This is a genomic window from Anoxybacillus sp. LAT27, from assembly GCF_022030075.1.
Classification (GTDB): Bacteria; Bacillota; Bacilli; order Bacillales; family Anoxybacillaceae; genus Anoxybacillus; species Anoxybacillus kestanbolensis.
In genome coordinates this window covers 1-18,039 of record NZ_JAIWYK010000006.1, presented here as the reverse complement: position 1 = coordinate 18,039, position 18,039 = coordinate 1, and the positions used below count along the sequence as shown (strand labels likewise).

Annotated in this window: 14 protein-coding genes and 1 pseudogene; 2 read left to right on the top strand and 13 right to left on the bottom strand. The window is 36.2% G+C overall.

The window, feature by feature from the left end:
* The 10 genes from LD028_RS00785 to LD028_RS00740 form a co-directional block, all read right to left on the bottom strand.
* Positions 1–1,026, bottom strand: a 1,026-nt coding sequence (locus LD028_RS00785) for an ATP-binding protein (RefSeq protein ID WP_237810586.1), incomplete at its 3' end; no start/stop codon positions are given.
* A 931-nt stretch (positions 1,027–1,957) separates the two neighbouring features.
* Positions 1,958–2,194, bottom strand: coding sequence for a hypothetical protein (locus LD028_RS00780; RefSeq protein WP_237810585.1), 237 nt, complete (start codon positions 2,192–2,194; stop codon positions 1,958–1,960).
* A 767-nt stretch (positions 2,195–2,961) separates the two neighbouring features.
* Complete coding sequence (locus LD028_RS00775; protein ID WP_237810588.1) at positions 2,962–3,978, bottom strand: S-layer homology domain-containing protein; 1,017 nt, start codon at positions 3,976–3,978, stop codon at positions 2,962–2,964.
* 47 nt (positions 3,979–4,025) lie between these two features.
* Positions 4,026–4,580: a hypothetical protein gene (locus LD028_RS00770; RefSeq protein WP_237810584.1), complete on the bottom strand. Its 555-nt coding sequence runs from the start codon at positions 4,578–4,580 to the stop codon at positions 4,026–4,028.
* 74 nt (positions 4,581–4,654) lie between these two features.
* Positions 4,655–5,032, bottom strand: coding sequence for a hypothetical protein (locus LD028_RS00765; RefSeq protein WP_146612822.1), 378 nt, complete (start codon positions 5,030–5,032; stop codon positions 4,655–4,657).
* 42 nt (positions 5,033–5,074) lie between these two features.
* The gene (locus LD028_RS00760; RefSeq protein WP_237810582.1) at positions 5,075–6,340 is read right to left on the bottom strand and encodes a PIN domain-containing protein; all 1,266 of its coding nucleotides are present in this window, start codon (positions 6,338–6,340) and stop codon (positions 5,075–5,077) included.
* Between the two features lie 113 nt (positions 6,341–6,453).
* On the bottom strand, positions 6,454–6,876 hold the full coding sequence (locus LD028_RS00755; protein ID WP_237810581.1) for a hypothetical protein: 423 nt from the start codon (positions 6,874–6,876) through the stop codon (positions 6,454–6,456).
* Positions 6,877–7,013: 137 nt separating this feature from the next.
* Positions 7,014–7,388, bottom strand: coding sequence for a hypothetical protein (locus LD028_RS00750; protein ID WP_237810580.1), 375 nt, complete (start codon positions 7,386–7,388; stop codon positions 7,014–7,016).
* Positions 7,389–7,525: 137 nt separating this feature from the next.
* On the bottom strand, positions 7,526–7,792 hold the full coding sequence (locus LD028_RS00745; protein WP_111646356.1) for a hypothetical protein: 267 nt from the start codon (positions 7,790–7,792) through the stop codon (positions 7,526–7,528).
* A gap of 687 nt (positions 7,793–8,479) precedes the next feature.
* Entirely contained in the window at positions 8,480–11,143 is a 2,664-nt protein-coding gene (locus LD028_RS00740) for a hypothetical protein (protein WP_237810579.1), read from the bottom strand.
* A gap of 447 nt (positions 11,144–11,590) precedes the next feature.
* Here LD028_RS00740 and LD028_RS00735 point away from each other — a divergent pair, with 447 nt between their 5' ends.
* On the top strand, positions 11,591–12,412 hold the full coding sequence (locus LD028_RS00735) for a tyrosine-type recombinase/integrase (RefSeq protein ID WP_237810578.1): 822 nt from the start codon (positions 11,591–11,593) through the stop codon (positions 12,410–12,412).
* A 53-nt stretch (positions 12,413–12,465) separates the two neighbouring features.
* On the opposite strand, the gene LD028_RS00730 is transcribed toward LD028_RS00735, so the two are convergent.
* The 3 genes and pseudogenes from LD028_RS00730 to LD028_RS00720 all read right to left on the bottom strand — a co-directional run.
* Positions 12,466–12,732, bottom strand: a complete 267-nt coding sequence (locus LD028_RS00730) for a hypothetical protein (protein ID WP_237810577.1) — start codon at positions 12,730–12,732, stop codon at positions 12,466–12,468.
* Between the two features lie 235 nt (positions 12,733–12,967).
* Complete coding sequence (locus tag LD028_RS00725) at positions 12,968–16,030, bottom strand: type I restriction endonuclease subunit R (protein ID WP_237810576.1); 3,063 nt, start codon at positions 16,028–16,030, stop codon at positions 12,968–12,970.
* 34 nt (positions 16,031–16,064) lie between these two features.
* Positions 16,065–16,625 (bottom strand): annotated as a pseudogene (locus LD028_RS00720) (restriction endonuclease subunit S); the annotation flags it as partial.
* An 89-nt stretch (positions 16,626–16,714) separates the two neighbouring features.
* On the opposite strand from LD028_RS00720, the gene LD028_RS00715 reads away from it, so the two are divergent.
* A protein-coding gene (locus tag LD028_RS00715) for an IS3 family transposase (protein WP_255706668.1) occupies positions 16,715–17,871 on the top strand; the annotation gives its coding sequence in 2 pieces (ribosomal slippage) (positions 16,715–16,970 and positions 16,970–17,871; 1,158 coding nt in all).
* The last annotated feature ends 168 nt before the right edge of the window (positions 17,872–18,039 follow it).

The window sequence follows — 18,039 nt, the reverse complement described above, 5'->3', positions numbered from 1 at the left end:
CTCAATCGTTTTAGGAATAAACTCACCAAGATTTGTAAAAATTAATTCCTCTGGTTTTTCAACAACATTAATTCGTCCTTGAAGAGTGTAATCTTGATGAGCAATACAGTTATGCAACGCTTCACGAATGACATAAGGATCATACTGATTCACTTCAATAGGGAACAAACTTTGGTCCGGCATATAGCGATATTTTAAATTGCGGATTTTTGCAAAAAGTTCATTTGTGTTTAAAATAAATGGCGGTCCAAAATGCTCATAGTCCCTCTCAATATTATGTTCGTCTTTCAAAATCCATGTCATTTTTGCAACAGCCGGCGCCAAAAAATGTTCGGATTCAGGTTTACCAAGCAATATAATGGCTGCTCTTGTAATTTGTCCGTTAATCGTTACCCTTGCTTTATTCAGAAACGTTATATCATCCCATTTATCGACATCTTCGGCTAAACGCGGATTCTTCTTTTTATACTCTTCTCTTGCCTTCTCAATGGCGGTTTTATCTAAGTCGTCAATCGTAGCACCGGGGCAAATCCCAGCCGACCAATCTTCTTTCATACGTTGATTGCGAATACTTTCGATTTCTTGTATGTTGAGTGGACCTTTCGACTCACCATTTCGGCCAAAATAATGACCTTTCCAAGATGTTGGCATTCCTTTTGGCGCAGCAGGAATCTGAAACATAATCACCCTGCCCTCTGGATAAAAAAGTTCATAAATCTCAACAAACGATAATCCATCGTTTGTATGCCTTGATATCTCATATTTAAGGCGATCTAAATCTGCTCTATTTTCTCTGTATTGTGTTCCAACAATTTCTTTATTTTTATCTTTTACTCCAAAAATAAGCCACCCATAAGGCTGATTTTTTAAGTTAGCCTCATTGCTCAACGCTGAAAAGTATTCACCTAAATCATCAAAATGGAAATTACTCTTGGCTTCTTTAAACTCTACCCATTCATTTTCGGAGGGGAGGCTTCTAAACTCATCCAATAATTTTTTTAGTTCTATTTCATTCAATATCGTCACCTCCGTAAATACGATTATAACAGTAGAACTTACTTTATGTATAACATATCGAAATTTTGTAGTATTTACTATATATTATTACATTCAACACATATCTTATTTTGTCCTTTTTGCAAAAGACAACTCCTATAAAAAATTAAAAACGGAGCGATTGCCCCGTTTTCAATCTTCCGTTAAACAACCTCTTCTTGATTTATTTCTTCGCTTTTTATTGTTAAAAAATTCCATGAACTATTTCACGAATAATAAAATAATCATTACAACAATTAAAATGATTGTGAATAATTGCTAACAATCGCTATTTGTTGACTATTATCTGAAGTTGTTAAGACAAATTACATAACTAATAAGCACCGTTAACTGAGATGAAAATCACTAGACATGCCTTGTCCCCTTCTTCCTTTCATAATAGGGAATTATTATAAACTTCATTGTAATTGCAATCAGAATTAATAAAAAACATTGTAAATACTCCTTAGCATTAAACAATCTTTGTTTATTAATTGCTAAATCCAACACAATTGCTGATAAAAGAACTACACTAGAAATCACTGAAACATAAAAAGAAATTTTAGAGAGTATCCTCATACATACTCCTCCGCATGCTTTTTATTACTAAATTTTCCTAATAAAGAACATTTTAAACAATTAGTAAGTAGCGAGAACTTACACTCAATCTTTTCTTACAAACAAAAAGGCAGTTCATCACAATTATTGGTTACGATGAACTGCTACTGTTTATCAAAGTGTATTTAGTGTTTAGGTTGGAAATTATACATTACAATAAACTATTGAAATCTCTCCATATGTAAAGGAAGAACTTCTGTGTTATAGATATGCATTTCATTTATTAGTGGAATTTATTTTATAAAGTTCATTAAATTCAACTCAAACGGCTCTGGTCTTCGCTCTCTGCCTGAACCACTTATTGTTAATTACGGTTCGTTTCCATTAAATAATTACTCATGACGTAACGAAACACTTTTTCCTGCAATATATAGTCCCTTTTAATTTCCCGAAAATTTAATTTGTAGTAGTTATACTTTGGAATTTTTATGATTTCATAAATGATATCTTGTTTAAATAAATCAATTAACATCGGAATTTCCTCTATGTAAAAATTCTTACTAATCTGTATGTATTCAAAATACGGCAAGACCCAGTGCAAAACTGTTCCTTCTACTGTTTTAAGTACCAAAGATACCTTTTTGTACGGCTCAATCTCTACAACACTTTTCAATGCAGAATTTTTGTACAGAAAATTAATTTCGATTAATTCTTCTACTGTGTACTTCATTGTCCGTTCCCTCCCCTCTTAATAACTCATCTCTTACTTTATATGTTTACATATTCATAGAAAATTACCTGTTTTTATCGCAAAAGTCTTATATCATATCCTCATGAATAAAATAAAGAACAGTTAAGCCTTAAAAAGCCCACTGTTCTCTACCTTAATTCGTGTGTCATTTCAGTAAATCTCGAATGTAATACAAAATGATCAAAGTAATTAAACTAATAAGACACTTAATTCCACTTCTATCGTTTTCCTTCTGCTCAAATCATTAAAAAAGAATAAATAACTATGCAAAAAATCGATAATAAAATTAAAATCCCAATAACATACTTCACGTATCTGTAAACCTTCGTTTTAGACAAATTTTTAAAACAAAGATTAATAAATAAATCAGCAAGTGCAACTATAAGTATAAAAACAAACAGCAGCAAACAAACGTCTGAAGCCTTTTCTGCCCATGTAATCAGTGAATACAGTGCTGACATGAGAATTCCTCCTTTGTCTTACGCTATTTCGCTTACTGAGCATCATTTAGACTTTGAAGATCCCAATCCTGCTTTTTATCGGTTGTTATATGCAAAACAAAAACACGGAGCCAAAGCCCCGTGTGAAGAACATAAAGAATAGGAGATTGCGAATAATTATCTTGCTACAAACATTTGCACCCAATAATATACCGATTGCCCCTCTCCTATACTTCCTATTTCAACAACTCCAACACCTATCTCTGTATAAACTGGGTCTAAAATATTACTCCGATGCCCCGGACTGTTCATCCAATCAGTCATTACTTCTTCTGGGGTCCTTTGACCACCTGCAATATTTTCGCCAGCGTACTGATAGTATACATTAAATTTACTTAACATATCTCGTGGATCTCCATATTTCGGAGAAACATGAGCAAAATAATCGTTATCTCTCATGTCTTCGGCTTTCAATTGAGCAACTCTCGTTACATCTAACGCTAACTTTAATGGAGGACGTTTTTCTTTTGCACGTTCTTTATTAACCAAAGATACTACTTCTTTCACAAAAGGATTTAGATTAGCAATTTGTTTTTCTTGGTAATCTAATGCTCGTTTTACAAACACCGCCATTTGCGCTCTTGTTACTTTTCCAGTCGGGTCAAATTTGTCAGATGTTTTGCCTGTTGTAATTCCTGTTGCTACTAGCGTATTGATATATTTATATGCCCAGTGATTTTTCGGAACATCCTTAAACTCTGTTTTTGTTGTACCTTGTAAAGCAAATGCTTCTACTAAAATCTTTGCCAACTGTTCCCGTGTTAATGAGTTATTAGGATTAAACTTCTTTCCTTTCGAAAAAATCCCACGTTCCACTAAAGCCGCAATATATGGATAAGCAGCATCTTTCGATTTGACATCTATGAATCCCGGATTTGGGCGGTATTTCGTGTTGATTTGCATCGCTTTACCAACGATAACGGCGGCTTGTGCTCTCGTAACATATTGGTTAGGTTTAAAAGTGCCATCTGGATATCCATTGATAATCCCTTTGGATACTAGTTCTTCAATTTCTTTCTTCGCCCAATAGTTGTTAGGAATGTCTTTAAATTTGGATTGGGCTGAGCCATTCATTACGAATAATGTAAAACACAAAGATAAGGTGACAATAATGGCGGCTACACGCTTTATCATATTCACATGGAGTCACTCCTTCTAAGCATTCTTTTCCAAAATCGTTACTAAACTCGCGATAGGAGGATATCGTCAACGTAAACCACTTTCCCTTGCCCACTACGCTCAGGGTCTACAACAATATTCAATTCATCTGCGTATTGATCGCAAAACTTTTCAACATCGTCGCCAAACAATCGGCCTGATCTTCTGTATTCTACATTATGGCCAATTTCATGTCCTAAAGTTGAAAGCATGAGGTCTCTCGCTTGCACAGGTGTAAACCCTAATTTTATTTCTTCTCTATTATTAAAATCGAGCGTATATTTATCAACATTAGAACAATACGCCATTCCATACAATCGAATAATTGCCCCTTTTTTTGTAGGAGTATAACTTCCTCGAATATTCGGATGAAATTGAGGCTCCATATTGCACAAGATGATTGATTTAATGCCTTTTAATGCGTGCGGATCTTTTTTTTCGACTTGCTCTACATACCATTTAACGTCTTCAACTGTGATTGGCATACGCTCATCAGCGCAATGTTCATGAAACTGGTCAACAATTTCTATTTCATGTTTATTTGAAAATGGGAAAAGCCATCTTAATGCTGTTTGCACAACTTTTATCACGGACATTTCTAGGATACTCACCTCTTTGGTGCAAAAAATGCGTGATTTTTCCTAAAGCATGACTACCACTGATGATGGTTATGGTGGTCATGATGATCGTTAAAGCGCATAGAATCTTCGTTAAACGAACGCAGCGACTCTTCTTGAAACCGCATACTTTCCCTTAAACTTTCCTCGCTAAATCGCAAACTATCTTCTTGAAACTTCCTATCCATATCATCCATTAGTTCATCTAATCCATCGTACTTGTCTGTTTTTGAAAATACATGATATCGTTTAGTATTATATCTACCTGTCAGATTACTTCCACTTGCTAGATCAGTACCATCAATTTTTTGGACTAAGCGATTAAAACCATTCATCAAAAATGCGGTAATTCTCCATAAGGAAAACAAAACAACAAAAATCACAACACTTGGGTATAAGATGTGCCAAGCCAATGATAACCAGTCCGAAAATGACATCTGTATCTGTCCTTTCCATTATTTTTTCAAGACTTTCAACGGCAATGTTTGGATGACTTCTTTCGTCACTTTATGTACTAAACGAAGTTCAGCATTCTCTAAATCTTTCAATTCAGTTTTCTCTATATTGAAACCAACGCTGTCATATCCGTTAACGTTTTCAAACTTAACACGGCTGTTAACGCTAGGAATTTCAATTCCTTGCTTCTTATCATAATTAAAAAAGTTTGTTGACTGCGGCTCATATTGCTTTCCATTTTTCAAGACAATCAAATATGTCAACTTATTTGTTTTTTCCTCAACTTGTTTTGTATTCCAAACCCCAAGTGTCACTTTGTAATTTCCGAGAGTACGTGCAAAAAATGAGTCAGAATAACGAATATCTACAATCGCGCTTGCGCCCCAATCCCCTGCTTTTTTTCCTTGAAACGAGTTTCCGTACTCATTCTTGATGACATAAGGATAATCTCCTTTTACATATGCTGGTCCTCCTTTTCCAGAAGAGGTGGCCATTGCTGGTTGGGCTTCTTGCTCCATCTTTTTCTCTATGTGTCCCATTCCTGCTAAGAATCCAATAAACAAAGAAAACGAAATAATCGCAAAAAGTTTATAGGCATATCCGGGGCGATATACAGACGTTTTCCGTTTTTTGTTTTCTCTCAATAGTTTTTCTTCCCAATCAAGTTCTAGCACTTTCAATTTTGTTGTTCTAGCGGTTGTTCTAGCATTATTGTCATTCGTAATAAAAACAACTTGTCTTCCATTCTTTACTCTTTCAAGATAGGAACCGATAATCAAATCGTCTCCCGAATTAGGATCAAGCCCTAATTCCTCCGCTTTCTTTTTATCCACTTGGACAATTTCGAGCCTGTTGTCTTTATGAAGATTAGAAATGTTTTTTAGAGCAATTCTAGCGGCGTCGCTCGCTTCTGAACCACTATCTTTAATCTTATCTAGTTCCCTGCGAACTTGCTCACTAATTAAAATTTTGGTATCTTCCACCAAATTGACAAGCACGTACGGATAATCAAGCAAAATGTTTGTATCAAAAGCAAGATAGCAGTTAGGTAAACTCTTTATAACATGTGCTGCCTTTATAATGCTGTCTTCAGAAAACTTAACTGGCATTGTCGCTCGTAGGTTGACTTTGTTCATCCTACCCATATGATTTTTTCCATAAAGTCTAGACATTTTTTTACCTTTTCTAAAAAAAGCAACAGATAAAATGAGTAGTACAATTGACCCCCACATGAGTATTTTTCTTATTAGTTCTAGTTGCTCCACTATTGGCACCCCTTTTTTACTGATAAGGTAAATTAAAGATAAATATAACTAAATTATACTAAATAACCATTTTAATGTAATGGTATTTTAGTAGCAATATTAAGATTTTTCACTCATGTTCTGCCCAAAAGAGTAATCATCCGGCTAATCGTTATCTCCCAAATCAACGCTCCCATAAAAAAGAAAAAGGGCACAAAAATGACCGTAAAAATATCCTTTTGTTGAAAAAATAAAATCAGTCCACCAAATATACAAACAATCATGATCAATGTGAGCATACAATAAACGAAGATTACTGGTATTTTCTCTTTCCCATCTTGTATAACAAGCATCTGGTATGTTGGAATATACATTCGCCTATAAATAAAAGCGCCCCCTGTCATACTAAGATAAGCAATGAATGCATATAGCCAAAAACCATGTAGAAAATATTTTTGACTCAATTTAGCAGCGAGCAAGATTAAAAATATCCTTAAAACAAAGTTATACATATAAAAGACGAGCCTCTCCTGCTTTTTAGGCAAAATTCTTTCCACCCTAATCACTCTCCTACGATTCCTCTTTCGCTTAATATGATTATATCTCGACCAAAATCAAAAAACAGGACCTAATTTATACGATTGTTCCATTTATGTTTATAAAATACAAAACAGCAAGGACTCCCCTTGCTGTTTTACCGTATTCCTTCTCCATCTACATGATCTTCTTCATTGTCATACAACTCTTCGCATAACATCACTATCTCCACTATCTTTTTTGAGTCTAAAATATATTCGGATAGAATCGGCTGCACGTTTTGAATTAAATGACTAAAACTGTTATACATACCGAAAAAGCATAAAATGTTAAATTCTGCGACTTCGGATGTGTTGTCTCCAATTAAACGTTTTTGTAAACGTGTGATGTACATAAAGTACATGTACTTACTGTCTGTATGCTGTATCCAAGCGAAGCGGCTATGCCTAGCAATGATAATCATATAATCATCATGTCTAAACTTAATAAAACTTGTTTCCCTTAATCCATGTTGTTTGTCCTTATTTGACATGAGTACGCTCAATCCTTTCATTTGTTAATTATTTTACACATTTATAATTAGACACCGAACATACATTCCTTTTTTTATCTAAACAAAAAAGCAGCCCACAATCGGCTGCATCATTTGAATTGCTTTTATCGAAAACTCTATTCCTCTAAAAAATGAATAAACTCGTTCAATTCATCAATATCATCCGTTCGAAAGTTGAATTCGTTTAACTCCAGCAAATATTTTTTTGCATCAGACAAACGATCCAGCACTTTGCTCTGAATGATTTCAAATTCTCCCCCACGATTAGACATTTCCACCACAGCGGCATAATACGTTTTATCAATGTTTGTGAATTTGAACACGGTATATTTAAAACAACATTGAAATATAAGCAAATTATACTCAAGCAAAATTTTAACCATAAAAATCCCCCCTTTTAACTCATCTGATTCAAAATAGGAGGGGGGATTTCCTTGTTTTTTAAGCCAAAAATGTAAACTGTTTAAGAAGTTAATCTAATAATTTTACGTGCCAACTGTGTGAACGTGTGTCTAATTCCGTTCTCTCATCAATTGTTACAAGTAGTGAGAAATCCACCATTTTAGGCAATATGAGCCGTTTTAAAGCCAAAATGATTTTATGCTGCTATAAATCTATTTTCTCCTAATTTATTCGTTTTTTATCTTATTTCTTCAGACTAATTTACCTATGTATGAGACACATACATGAAAAAAATCATTTTTTTCATCTTCTTCACGAAAAAATTTTATTGTAAATAATGATTATGCTTTGTTATTAATCACTTAGAATGAATACTATTTAATCTAATCAATACTAATCATTATAAATGTTCATATTCATTATTAATAAACGATAATCAATATGAATGTTTAAAATACAAAGGGATAAAATATGTAAGCGGATTTGCAATTTAAGGAGACAGTTTGTGTAGTAGTGCTAAATGGTGCTGTATGAAGTGGAATACGCAGTGTTTCGTAGTTAAAACTTTAAGCAGGTGAAGTGGTTATGTATGATGAATAGTAATATGTAACGTAATATTATTTGAAAGTGGCCTCCGTGCCAACCAGTAACTCCATTTTTTCTAAAACTTAGGAATGCAATAAATTTTGTATGTCTCGTTGAGATAAATGGATAAACCGAGCACCTTGTACCGGAAGATTGCTTAAAACTAATACTTTTGCGTCTTCTCTAAGTATTCGCGCTCTGCCAATGGCTTGAATCAACTGACTTTCTATCAAGTAAAATTGGATTTCTTGCAATATTTCGTTACTTCCATACGTATTGAAGAAAAATCTAAATCCATTGCGCTGAACGGGTTGATACTCCATTTCGCTGTCATTTAATCCAAGTTTATACCCTAGTACGGCTGAATAGAGCAAATATGTGATTGGATTAACATGAGGCGTTCCTAACACCGTAATGTTCTGCCCTTTGAGCGAATCGATCCCTTCTGTATTTCCAAACGTAGGAATCGTTTCATCTTGCTCCATAAAGCCTTTATAGGTAATGATAGCGCTGTTAGGATTGTACATGTCTATTAACTTTTTTGCCAAGTCCAAGAGTTCTTGGTTTTCTTTTATCGCGTAGCGGCTAAAACTTTTGATGGGAATTTGTACAATTTCTCCTTTTGATTCCGTTAATCCAATATCACGGTATTTAACTTCTGGACCAAACATCATTTTGGCAATCGCTTCGCTGATAGTAGCGCTGAGAATAATCACTTTCTTTTTAGGCAACTGATGACGTTGAATGAAGTAGATGAACTCATTTCCATTTGGACCTTTTGTTTTTACAAAATATGAGCAATTTAAGAAGCCCAAAATGTCTGATTTTATAGCGCTGTCTTCTACAATAATCTTTTCTACCTCGTTAGCATTGGGGAGCAAGTAGGACGCTCTCTCTTGAACGAGGTCGGTAGGTGCATTTAAGACCATGTTTTGAATCGTAAAGATAGCGGCTCTATTTTCTTTACTCTGCATTAACTTGGAACACACAAGCGTAAAATCTGAAACACTCATTTTTGAAACAGCCAACAGACTTGGTATGATATCTTCATCAATGACTAATGTGTCGTTCGTATCATCTTTTGTAAATAAAATTCGTTGATGAGTAGTTAAAATAATTTGGTTTCGGGCTTTATGAACGTTTTCAAGTTCCTGAAGATACTCTTGAATCTTTTCATTTTGCCGAGCCATTTTCTTTAAAAAAGCATTCACTGCTTTATATGCACCATTGTTGTACAAACGTTCAATCTTTTCAGCAAACTCAATATCTAAATCCGGTAGTTGTGGCACTTTTACATGCTTGCAGCCTAAGCGGTTCAATCGCTGTGAAACTTCTTCCTTCAACCGATGGGTAGGTAATGCAATCGTAAACGTATGAGTTTGAGCAGCGTTGACGTACAACTGAGTTTTTCCAATTCCGGTCGGCGCTTTAATCACAAATACGCCATTTTCTTCAGAATTAAGCGCTTCGTGAAAATACTGCTTCAGTTTCTTTTCCGCATCCTCCAAAGGTTGAAAATTCGGTTTTTGAGTCACTTGAATTCTGCCTCTGAACAGTTTCCCTTGTTCAATCATGTTGAGGGCATGTTCACACTCCGTAGCAAAAGGACAGTACGAATCACACCGGCTTGGAGCATAATTCGACTTCTGTATTTGATTAATCATGACCTTCCATTCCGTTTTCTTTTGTGCGTATTCTGGTCTGCTGTTGAGGATCTGTTCGACTTTCGTTTTACCACCTTTTACTCTCAACAAGTTAGTCATAACTCCAAACATCTCGTTGTGATACAACCAATACTCTCCACATATGGACTGGCGATAAAGTTTACAGTTCTCTTCTAGTTTTTCAAATGGAAAGTCTCTAATTTGCGTAAAACTTTCTTTCAACTTATCAATCTTAAAACAATGATCTTTAAGCAATTCCCCTTCGTCTTTTCTATGGTACTCCTCGGTATTTTCTTTAGAAAACTTAATCATATAGGAACCATGACTAATTTTCGGGCGTTCCCTATTAAATATAATAGGATTGGTGCGCTTTTTAGTCATTGAAATAAACAAGTTATCTTCTGATGCTATTTCATCATTCTCATCAATCAACTTATAATTCGGGTAACCGTTGATTAAATCAATGCCAACATTTCGACAGAAACGTTCCATATCACGTGATGGATTAGAACCTGCTTTTATGTGCAATATAACAGCATTTAATAAGTCTGGAACGCTTATGACGTTGTCATATGCTTCATAGACCAGTTCCTTGCCTCCAAATAACAGTCTTGAAGCATCCTTTGCTTGGATATCTGCTTCCGAGAAGAGTGTCATTAACGAACGTTGTATCAACTCTCGTACTCGGATATCATGAATTTCTTCATTTACCAAGAACACCATTCTAAATTTTTCATGTTCCGGAGTAGAGCGGAATGTTGTATAAACAAAGTTTGGCATGATATCGTATCGCTCGCATCTGTTTATAGCATCAGCCACCGATAAATCCTCATCAATATCAAGAGCAAAAACCTGTTGACTAAGCCAGTAAGCATTTTTTCTAATCCCTTCTCTAAAAACAGCAGGTGCAAAACTTCTTCCATTTGGAATGACAACAGCCTGCGCAAATTCTTGCATCGTTACTTCTGTCGGTAAACTAGCAATGCGATTAGAAATAATCGCTGTTTCCCATTTTTCAGGCTTTCGCTGAAAGCGCTGTGAATCGAGACTAATTTTCACTTTTGGTAATGTTTCTTTTAACATACGACATTCCCCCTTTTTCTTAAAAAGGGAGAGTTATAATGCTATGATCGGTCTTTTAATTACATGTTTTTAAATTGTGTTATGAGAACTCTCCTTTCTGTTTTAAAAATTGGTTCAACAAAAGATATTTTGTCATATCATTGGACTGTGTTTTGATTTTAATAGAAGTTAGAATTGTCAGTCAATATGCAATATAGATATTTCATAATATATTTGTCAAAAATAGTTTTTTCAAGGGAATCATTTGTGAATGCCGAATTATAAAGTACATAAAGTATAACTTTACTAAAGAAAGGAGATGAGAATTGCGTAGATTTCTGGCATAGAATTAGCATTCTACGCCATTCTAGACTCATTTTTCATGGTTTTATGCTCTTTTTTTAGCCATTAACAAAAGAAAATTTTGTCGTAGAATTATTTATCCTAATTTTTCTGGGAGAGTGAAACATGATACAGCAGTTTGCCCAAGAAGCATTGAGAGGAAAGTCAAAAGAGACCATTAAAACGTATTGTCATGCTTTAGAACAGTTTTCAAAGTGGTTAGAAGGTGCCGGAACAGATTTACAACATTACTCACGCATGGACGTTCAACAGTATATTGATTTTTTGGCTAGTCGTGGGAAAAGTGCGGCTACGATTAATAAAATTTGGAATGCTATAAAAAAATTCAGCATTTGGGCGAATAAAGAACAAACTATTGAAGACATCTCTGTCGTAAAGCCGAGAAACATATTGCATGAGGCTCCGAAGGCTCTCGAAAGAAATGAGGTTAATCGCCTACTTGGAGAAATTGATCGAACAGGAAACCTTAGAGATATGGCAATTGCACAACTACTCATTAATACTGGTATAAGACTCAGCGAATTAGTTGCTTTAGAAAAAACGGATGTTGTCATATCCGAACGCAAAGGAGAAGTAATTATTAGAAAGGGAAAAGGAGCGAAAGAACGGAAGATTCCATTAAACTCTGAAACCCGGCGAGCAATTACAAAATACCTAGAACATCGCACTGATGATAATTCTGCTCTTTTCTTATCAAACAGAAATAAGCGAATTTCTCCTCGAACTGTTCAGCACATATTCCAAAAATACGGGGTTAATGTTCATGCCCTTCGTCATACTTTTATTACCAGACTGGTAAGAAATGGCGAGGATATTAGCATTATTCAAGCCCTTAGCGGCCACTCCTCAGCCGATATGGTGCTGCGTTACTCTGCTCCAACTGATGAGGACAAGATGAAAGCAGTAAGTGATTTATGGGTAAAATAGAAAACCCCCAGTGAATGAAGCGTAATCTTCATTTACTGGGGTGTTTTTGTAATTTACTCATAAAAGTGCCAATACTCTTTAGGGTTATTAAGTCTCCATTTAATCTTTGCGACAAGTTCATTGATTTGACGCCACGTAAGATTGTAATTATGAACACTTTGAATTGAAAACAGTGGTTGTTCTCCACTTGTCTCACCACGATAACTAGTGCTTACGAGATCCCATGACCCGTCTTTCCAAAAAATAATTTTGTTATAACCCTCGTTTCTTAAAATTTCCTTTAACAAAGTAACATTTTTTAACTTAATAGTTTGTTCCATCGCTATCTCCTCCTTATCTCTTTCTCAGGGGAGACTGCTTTAATTCGTGTTTTGAAGAAATGCTATATGACGTTTTGTAATACACCCTGTTTTGTGTATTATATCATATTTGTAAAAAAACGCAAAAATTTTTTAATATACTTAATAATTATTTAAGTTTTTGCTCAAAAGCAACAATTTTTTAGAAAAAGGATACAAAAACAGATGCCCCTATAAGAGACATCTGTTCTAGTTGTTACGCATTCATTGGCCAGTCTTTATATTGTTGTTCGGCTTGTTCCATGAATTTATTTGTTAAGAATTGTAATTGTTGCCCCGTAATTTTCTCTTTCATGAGCACTTGCTTGACGGCTAATTTCACTTTAGCGTAGACATCTCGACGGTGAGGACTTGTCCAGTCTACGGCTAATTGTTTCTTTAAGGCTTTAACCACCTTATGGATTAAACTAGCAAGAAACTCGTTTGAGAACGCTTCCTGCTCCATAGCAGTGATCGCTTTGTAAAATTCAATTTCTTCCTCTGACAATCCTAAGTCGTGTCGCTTGCGTATTTCTTCTTCCATTTCTTTGCGCATTTTAATCATAACCCTGACCACATCGGCAGCCTGAATAACCCGATTATGATAATCCCTTAACGTTTTCTCTAGAAGTTCGCTTAACGCCTTTGACTGTGGGCTTCCTTGGCTAAATGTCACTTTGATTTGATCCTCTAAAAGTTTTTTCAGCAACTTTAAACGCAAGTCTACATGCTCTTTTTTTGTTAAATCTGCCAAGAACGCATCGTCCAATATGCTGATATCTGGGCGTTCAATTCCTGCTATTTGGAAAATGTCAACGGTTTCTTTTGCTAACAGACTGTTATCAATGAGTTCTGATAATCGCTCTTCTAATGTTTTATTTTCACTCGGTTTTTCAATTGGTGGCCGCAAATGTTTGCGAAGTTGTGCTTTCATCATGAAATAGAGCATAACTTCATCTGCAAGTTCAAGTACTTCCGGTTGATGTTTCACCAACTGATACGATTTTTCTAGTTTGGTGGCTGTTTGAATATATTCTTCCGGATCACTATTTAAAAGGACATTAACAAGGTCAGCAATGAAGTCCTCTCGTTCTATTTTTGGTTTTGTGCGCCAGTTTTGCACATCAATCTCGCTTGGAATAAATCCTCTTACTGCCTTCAGATGATCCATGAAGATATTAACGGCCTCTGAAATATCATAAGTAGGACTTCCCGTGCCGCCACTTTGCGTATATTTATGAGTTGCTTCTTTCAGTAAAGTAGCAATTCCAATATAATCAACGACTACTCCGCCTTCTTTTCCCGGAAACACACGGTTTACACGGGCAATGGCCTGCATCAGGTTGTGTCCCTTCATTGGCTTATCGATATAAAGATAAGAAAGCGGTTTGGCGTCCATTCCTGTTAACCACATATCAACGACAATGACAAATTTCAAAGGATCTTCTGGATCACGAAGTTTGGCTTTCACTTCTTCTTGTTCTTTTTTCGATTTAATATGCGCATATTTGCTTCCCGGCTGAACTTCGCGCCACTCTTTAGGATCCTTTGATACATCTCCTGTCATTATCACTTCAACAGGAGGGCATTCTGGAATCTCTCTTAGATAATTATACAAATCTACCGCAATTCGCCGGCTCATACAGACAATCATTGCTTTTTGAAACGGATTGGCGACTTGGTTAAAATGTGATACGATATCTTTGGCTAAACGACGGAGCCGTTTTGGAGTACCGACGACTTTTTCCAGAGCGGCCCATTTTCTTTTATAGTTCTCTGACTCTTCATCGTCTCCACCAGCCTCTACGATAATTTCCTTGTATTTTTCATCAATGTCGTCAGCCGATAAATCAAGCGGGATTAAGCGACTTTCATAGTAGATTGGTAATGTCGCTTTATCTGCCACTGCCTGAGCCATATCGTAACGATGGATAATATGTCCAAAAATCTCCTCCGTATTGTTATCAACAAAATCGACTGGAGTTCCTGTAAATCCAATATGGGAAGCGTTCGGCAAAGCATAACGCAATTGAGCAGCAAATCCACCTGCAAAACCGGCTTGGGTGCGATGTGCTTCATCAGCAATCACAACAATGTTTCGTCTTTCGGATAAAACTGGGTGCTTAGTTTCTCCTTCTTTCTTACGGAATTTTTCAATCGTAGAGAATATAACGGGAGTTGCCTCTGCTCTGAGATATGTACGCAATTCTTCAACATTCTTTGCACGTTTTACCTTCCCAATAAATGATTCTGCCTGAACAAAAGTATCGTAGAGTTGTTCATCTAAATCATTGCGATCTACTTGAATAACAATAGATGGATTTTCCATTTCTGGGTGACGAGACAAAATTCCTGCGAAAAATAACATACTTAGCGATTTACCCGAACCCGTTGTATGATACATAACCCCGATTTTTCGGTCTCCGTCAGGCCGCGTCGCACGTATCGCTTCATTAACAGCGAAGTTCACACCAAAAAACTGATGATATTTCGCGCCAACTTTCGTAATTTTACTACCTTCCTCCAAAAAGACAATGAAATTACGAATATAATTTAGTAGACGATCTTTCGGGAATAATCCTTCAATCAGCGTACGCATCGTATTGGCACGGTTGTTATCAATATTTCGTCCATCAATCGATTTCCATGAAGCAAAGAAATCGTAATCGGCAAACGGCATTCCATGCTTCGTTTCCACGTTATCGGAAATGACAACAAAAGCGTTGTAGTTAAATAATTGTGAGATATCATACGTATAGTTTTGAATTTGAGTATACGCATCATAAACAGTCGCTTGCTCGTTGTTTGGATTTTTTAACTCAAATACAATCAGCGGTAAACCGTTAATATATATAACGATATCTGGCCTACGGGACATGCGCCCTTCAATCGGCAATTGATTAACCACTAAAAAGTCATTGTTCTCTGGATGTTCCCAATCGATCGGGAAAACATGAGGTGTGTATGTTTCATCGTTTACCTCATAAGAGAATTCGAGGCCTTTCGTCAACATTTTGTGAAAATGCATATTGCGGTTAATCAATTTTACACCATCTGGCGCTGTTAGTACTTGAGCAAGTCCTTTTATTTCATGTTCAGGTATGGCCGGATAAGCCTTCTTTAAGAAGGCTTCCAACCGACCATAAAGAACTACTTCGTGAAGACTATTACGCTCTCCACGCTGAAACAATTCCTGCGCATGAAGATAGTCATAACCTAATCTCTTTAAACGTTCAATCGTCGTTTCTTCAAATTCCGTTTCACCTAGAGGTCTCGTCATGTTGCTTGCACCTCCTAGTCGAATGTAAGTCTATTTAAAGCACTTTTTCTACTTGCTTTTCTGCTTTAGATAAATCAATTTCACCGGATAAAAGGCGAGGGAGGAGAAAATCTCTTGTTGCCTGTAAATCTCTTACTTCTTTCTCATTATTTTTTATTAAGTTAAAAAATCCTGATAGGTATTGACCAAATTGTTTTTGAATCTCGCTTGGAGGATTAATAACCTTGATTTCTTCAATTCTCGAAGGTGATGTATGTTTAACCGTCGTTCCCGAGGCCCCTGCTCTAATAATATTCCTAACATACGGTGAGTTTAAAGTTTCATAAATATAGAAGATATCCGTTTGATTTTCATCTTTTAAAATTACCTTCCCTAGTCTCTGATTGTGGAGATATTTATCATTTTCGTTAATAAACGCAGGACTGCCAAGCAAAGGTGCTTCAGCCACTAAATCTGTCATCACAACTAATAAATCGCCTTCATTTAGTAAATATTGTTTTGGAAAATCACCATTATAGAACTTTTCCTTTTCTCCCTTAGATTTTATTCCCCCATTTTCTTTGAAATTTCCGGGAGTGAGAACAATATAATCCCCCGATTCAGAGAAGTGATGTTAGTCTAGATTATAGACACAACGAATAGAGAAATGTACAGTAAATCTATCAATGATGAGGGGTGTCTATAATGACAAGACGTTTTGATAAAGAATTCAAAATACATGCAGTAAAATTAGTGGTTGAGGAAGGAAAGGCGGTCGCTCAAACCGCAAGACAACTCGATATTTCGCCAAAAACGCTTCATAAATGGGTAGCAGATTATAAAAAAGATGCTGAGCATAGCTTTGTGGGGAGTGGAAACCTCAAGCCAGAAGATCGTGAAAAGCGTGAACTTCAAAAACGTATTCGGGATCTGGAGGAGGAAAACGCGATCTTAAAAAAGGCCATGAGCATCTTCGCCAAAAATCAGAAGTAATTTATGCATTCATTCATACGCATAGAAAGGAGTTTCGCGTGGCGAAGATGTGTGAAGTCTTAGGCGTTTCAAGAAGTGGATATTATGCATGGGCCAAACGACCAGAAAGTCAACAAAAGAAAAGACAGGAAGCATTGAAAAAGCAAATCAAAAAGATTCATATCGAGTCAAGAGAAACGTATGGCAGTCCGAAAATCACAAAAATCCTTCAGAAACAAGGGGTTAAGGTATCTCAAAAAACGGTCGCCAGAATCATGAAAGATGGTGATATTCGTTCAAAAACAAAGAAAAAATATAAGGCAACCACAAACTCGAAGCATCATTTGCCTGTGTATCCCAACTTATTGAATCAGCAGTTTGAAGCAGATGAGCCGAATCAAGTATGGGTGGCGGATATCACGTATATTTGGACGAAAGAAGGCTGGCTGTATTTAGCATCCATCATGGATTTGTTTTCTCGTAAAATTGTAGGATGGCATCTTTCCGAGCGCATGACAAAGGAGTTAGTGATCAAAGCATTCCAACGAGCCATCCATCGGCGAAATCCTCAACCAGGTCTGATTCACCATTCGGATCAAGGGAGCCAATATGCATCGAACGAGTATCAAGCCATCTTACGACAGCACGGAATGCAAACCAGCATGAGTCGAAAAGGAAACTGTTATGATAACGCATGTGCGGAATCGTTTCACAGCATCATCAAAAAGGAACTGATTTTTCACGAGACCTTTGCAACAAGGGAAGAGGCCAAACATCGGATTTTTGAATATATTGAGTGTTTTTATAATGCCGAGCGAATTCATTCCGCTAATGAGTACATGTCTCCGATGGCGTATGAGAAGATGCATCAGCAAGGCAAAAAGCAGTGAATTCTTCTCTCCACAAAGTCACGATATAAGGGGCATCTTTCCTCTTGAGGAGGGGAAGGGTTTACCAAACCGTTCTCCTTCTCAAGAGGCCACCAAACGAAGTGCGGTAGTAGGGTTTTAAAGTTTTTCTCGATTTTACATGTCTATTTTCTTGACATAATACCAAAG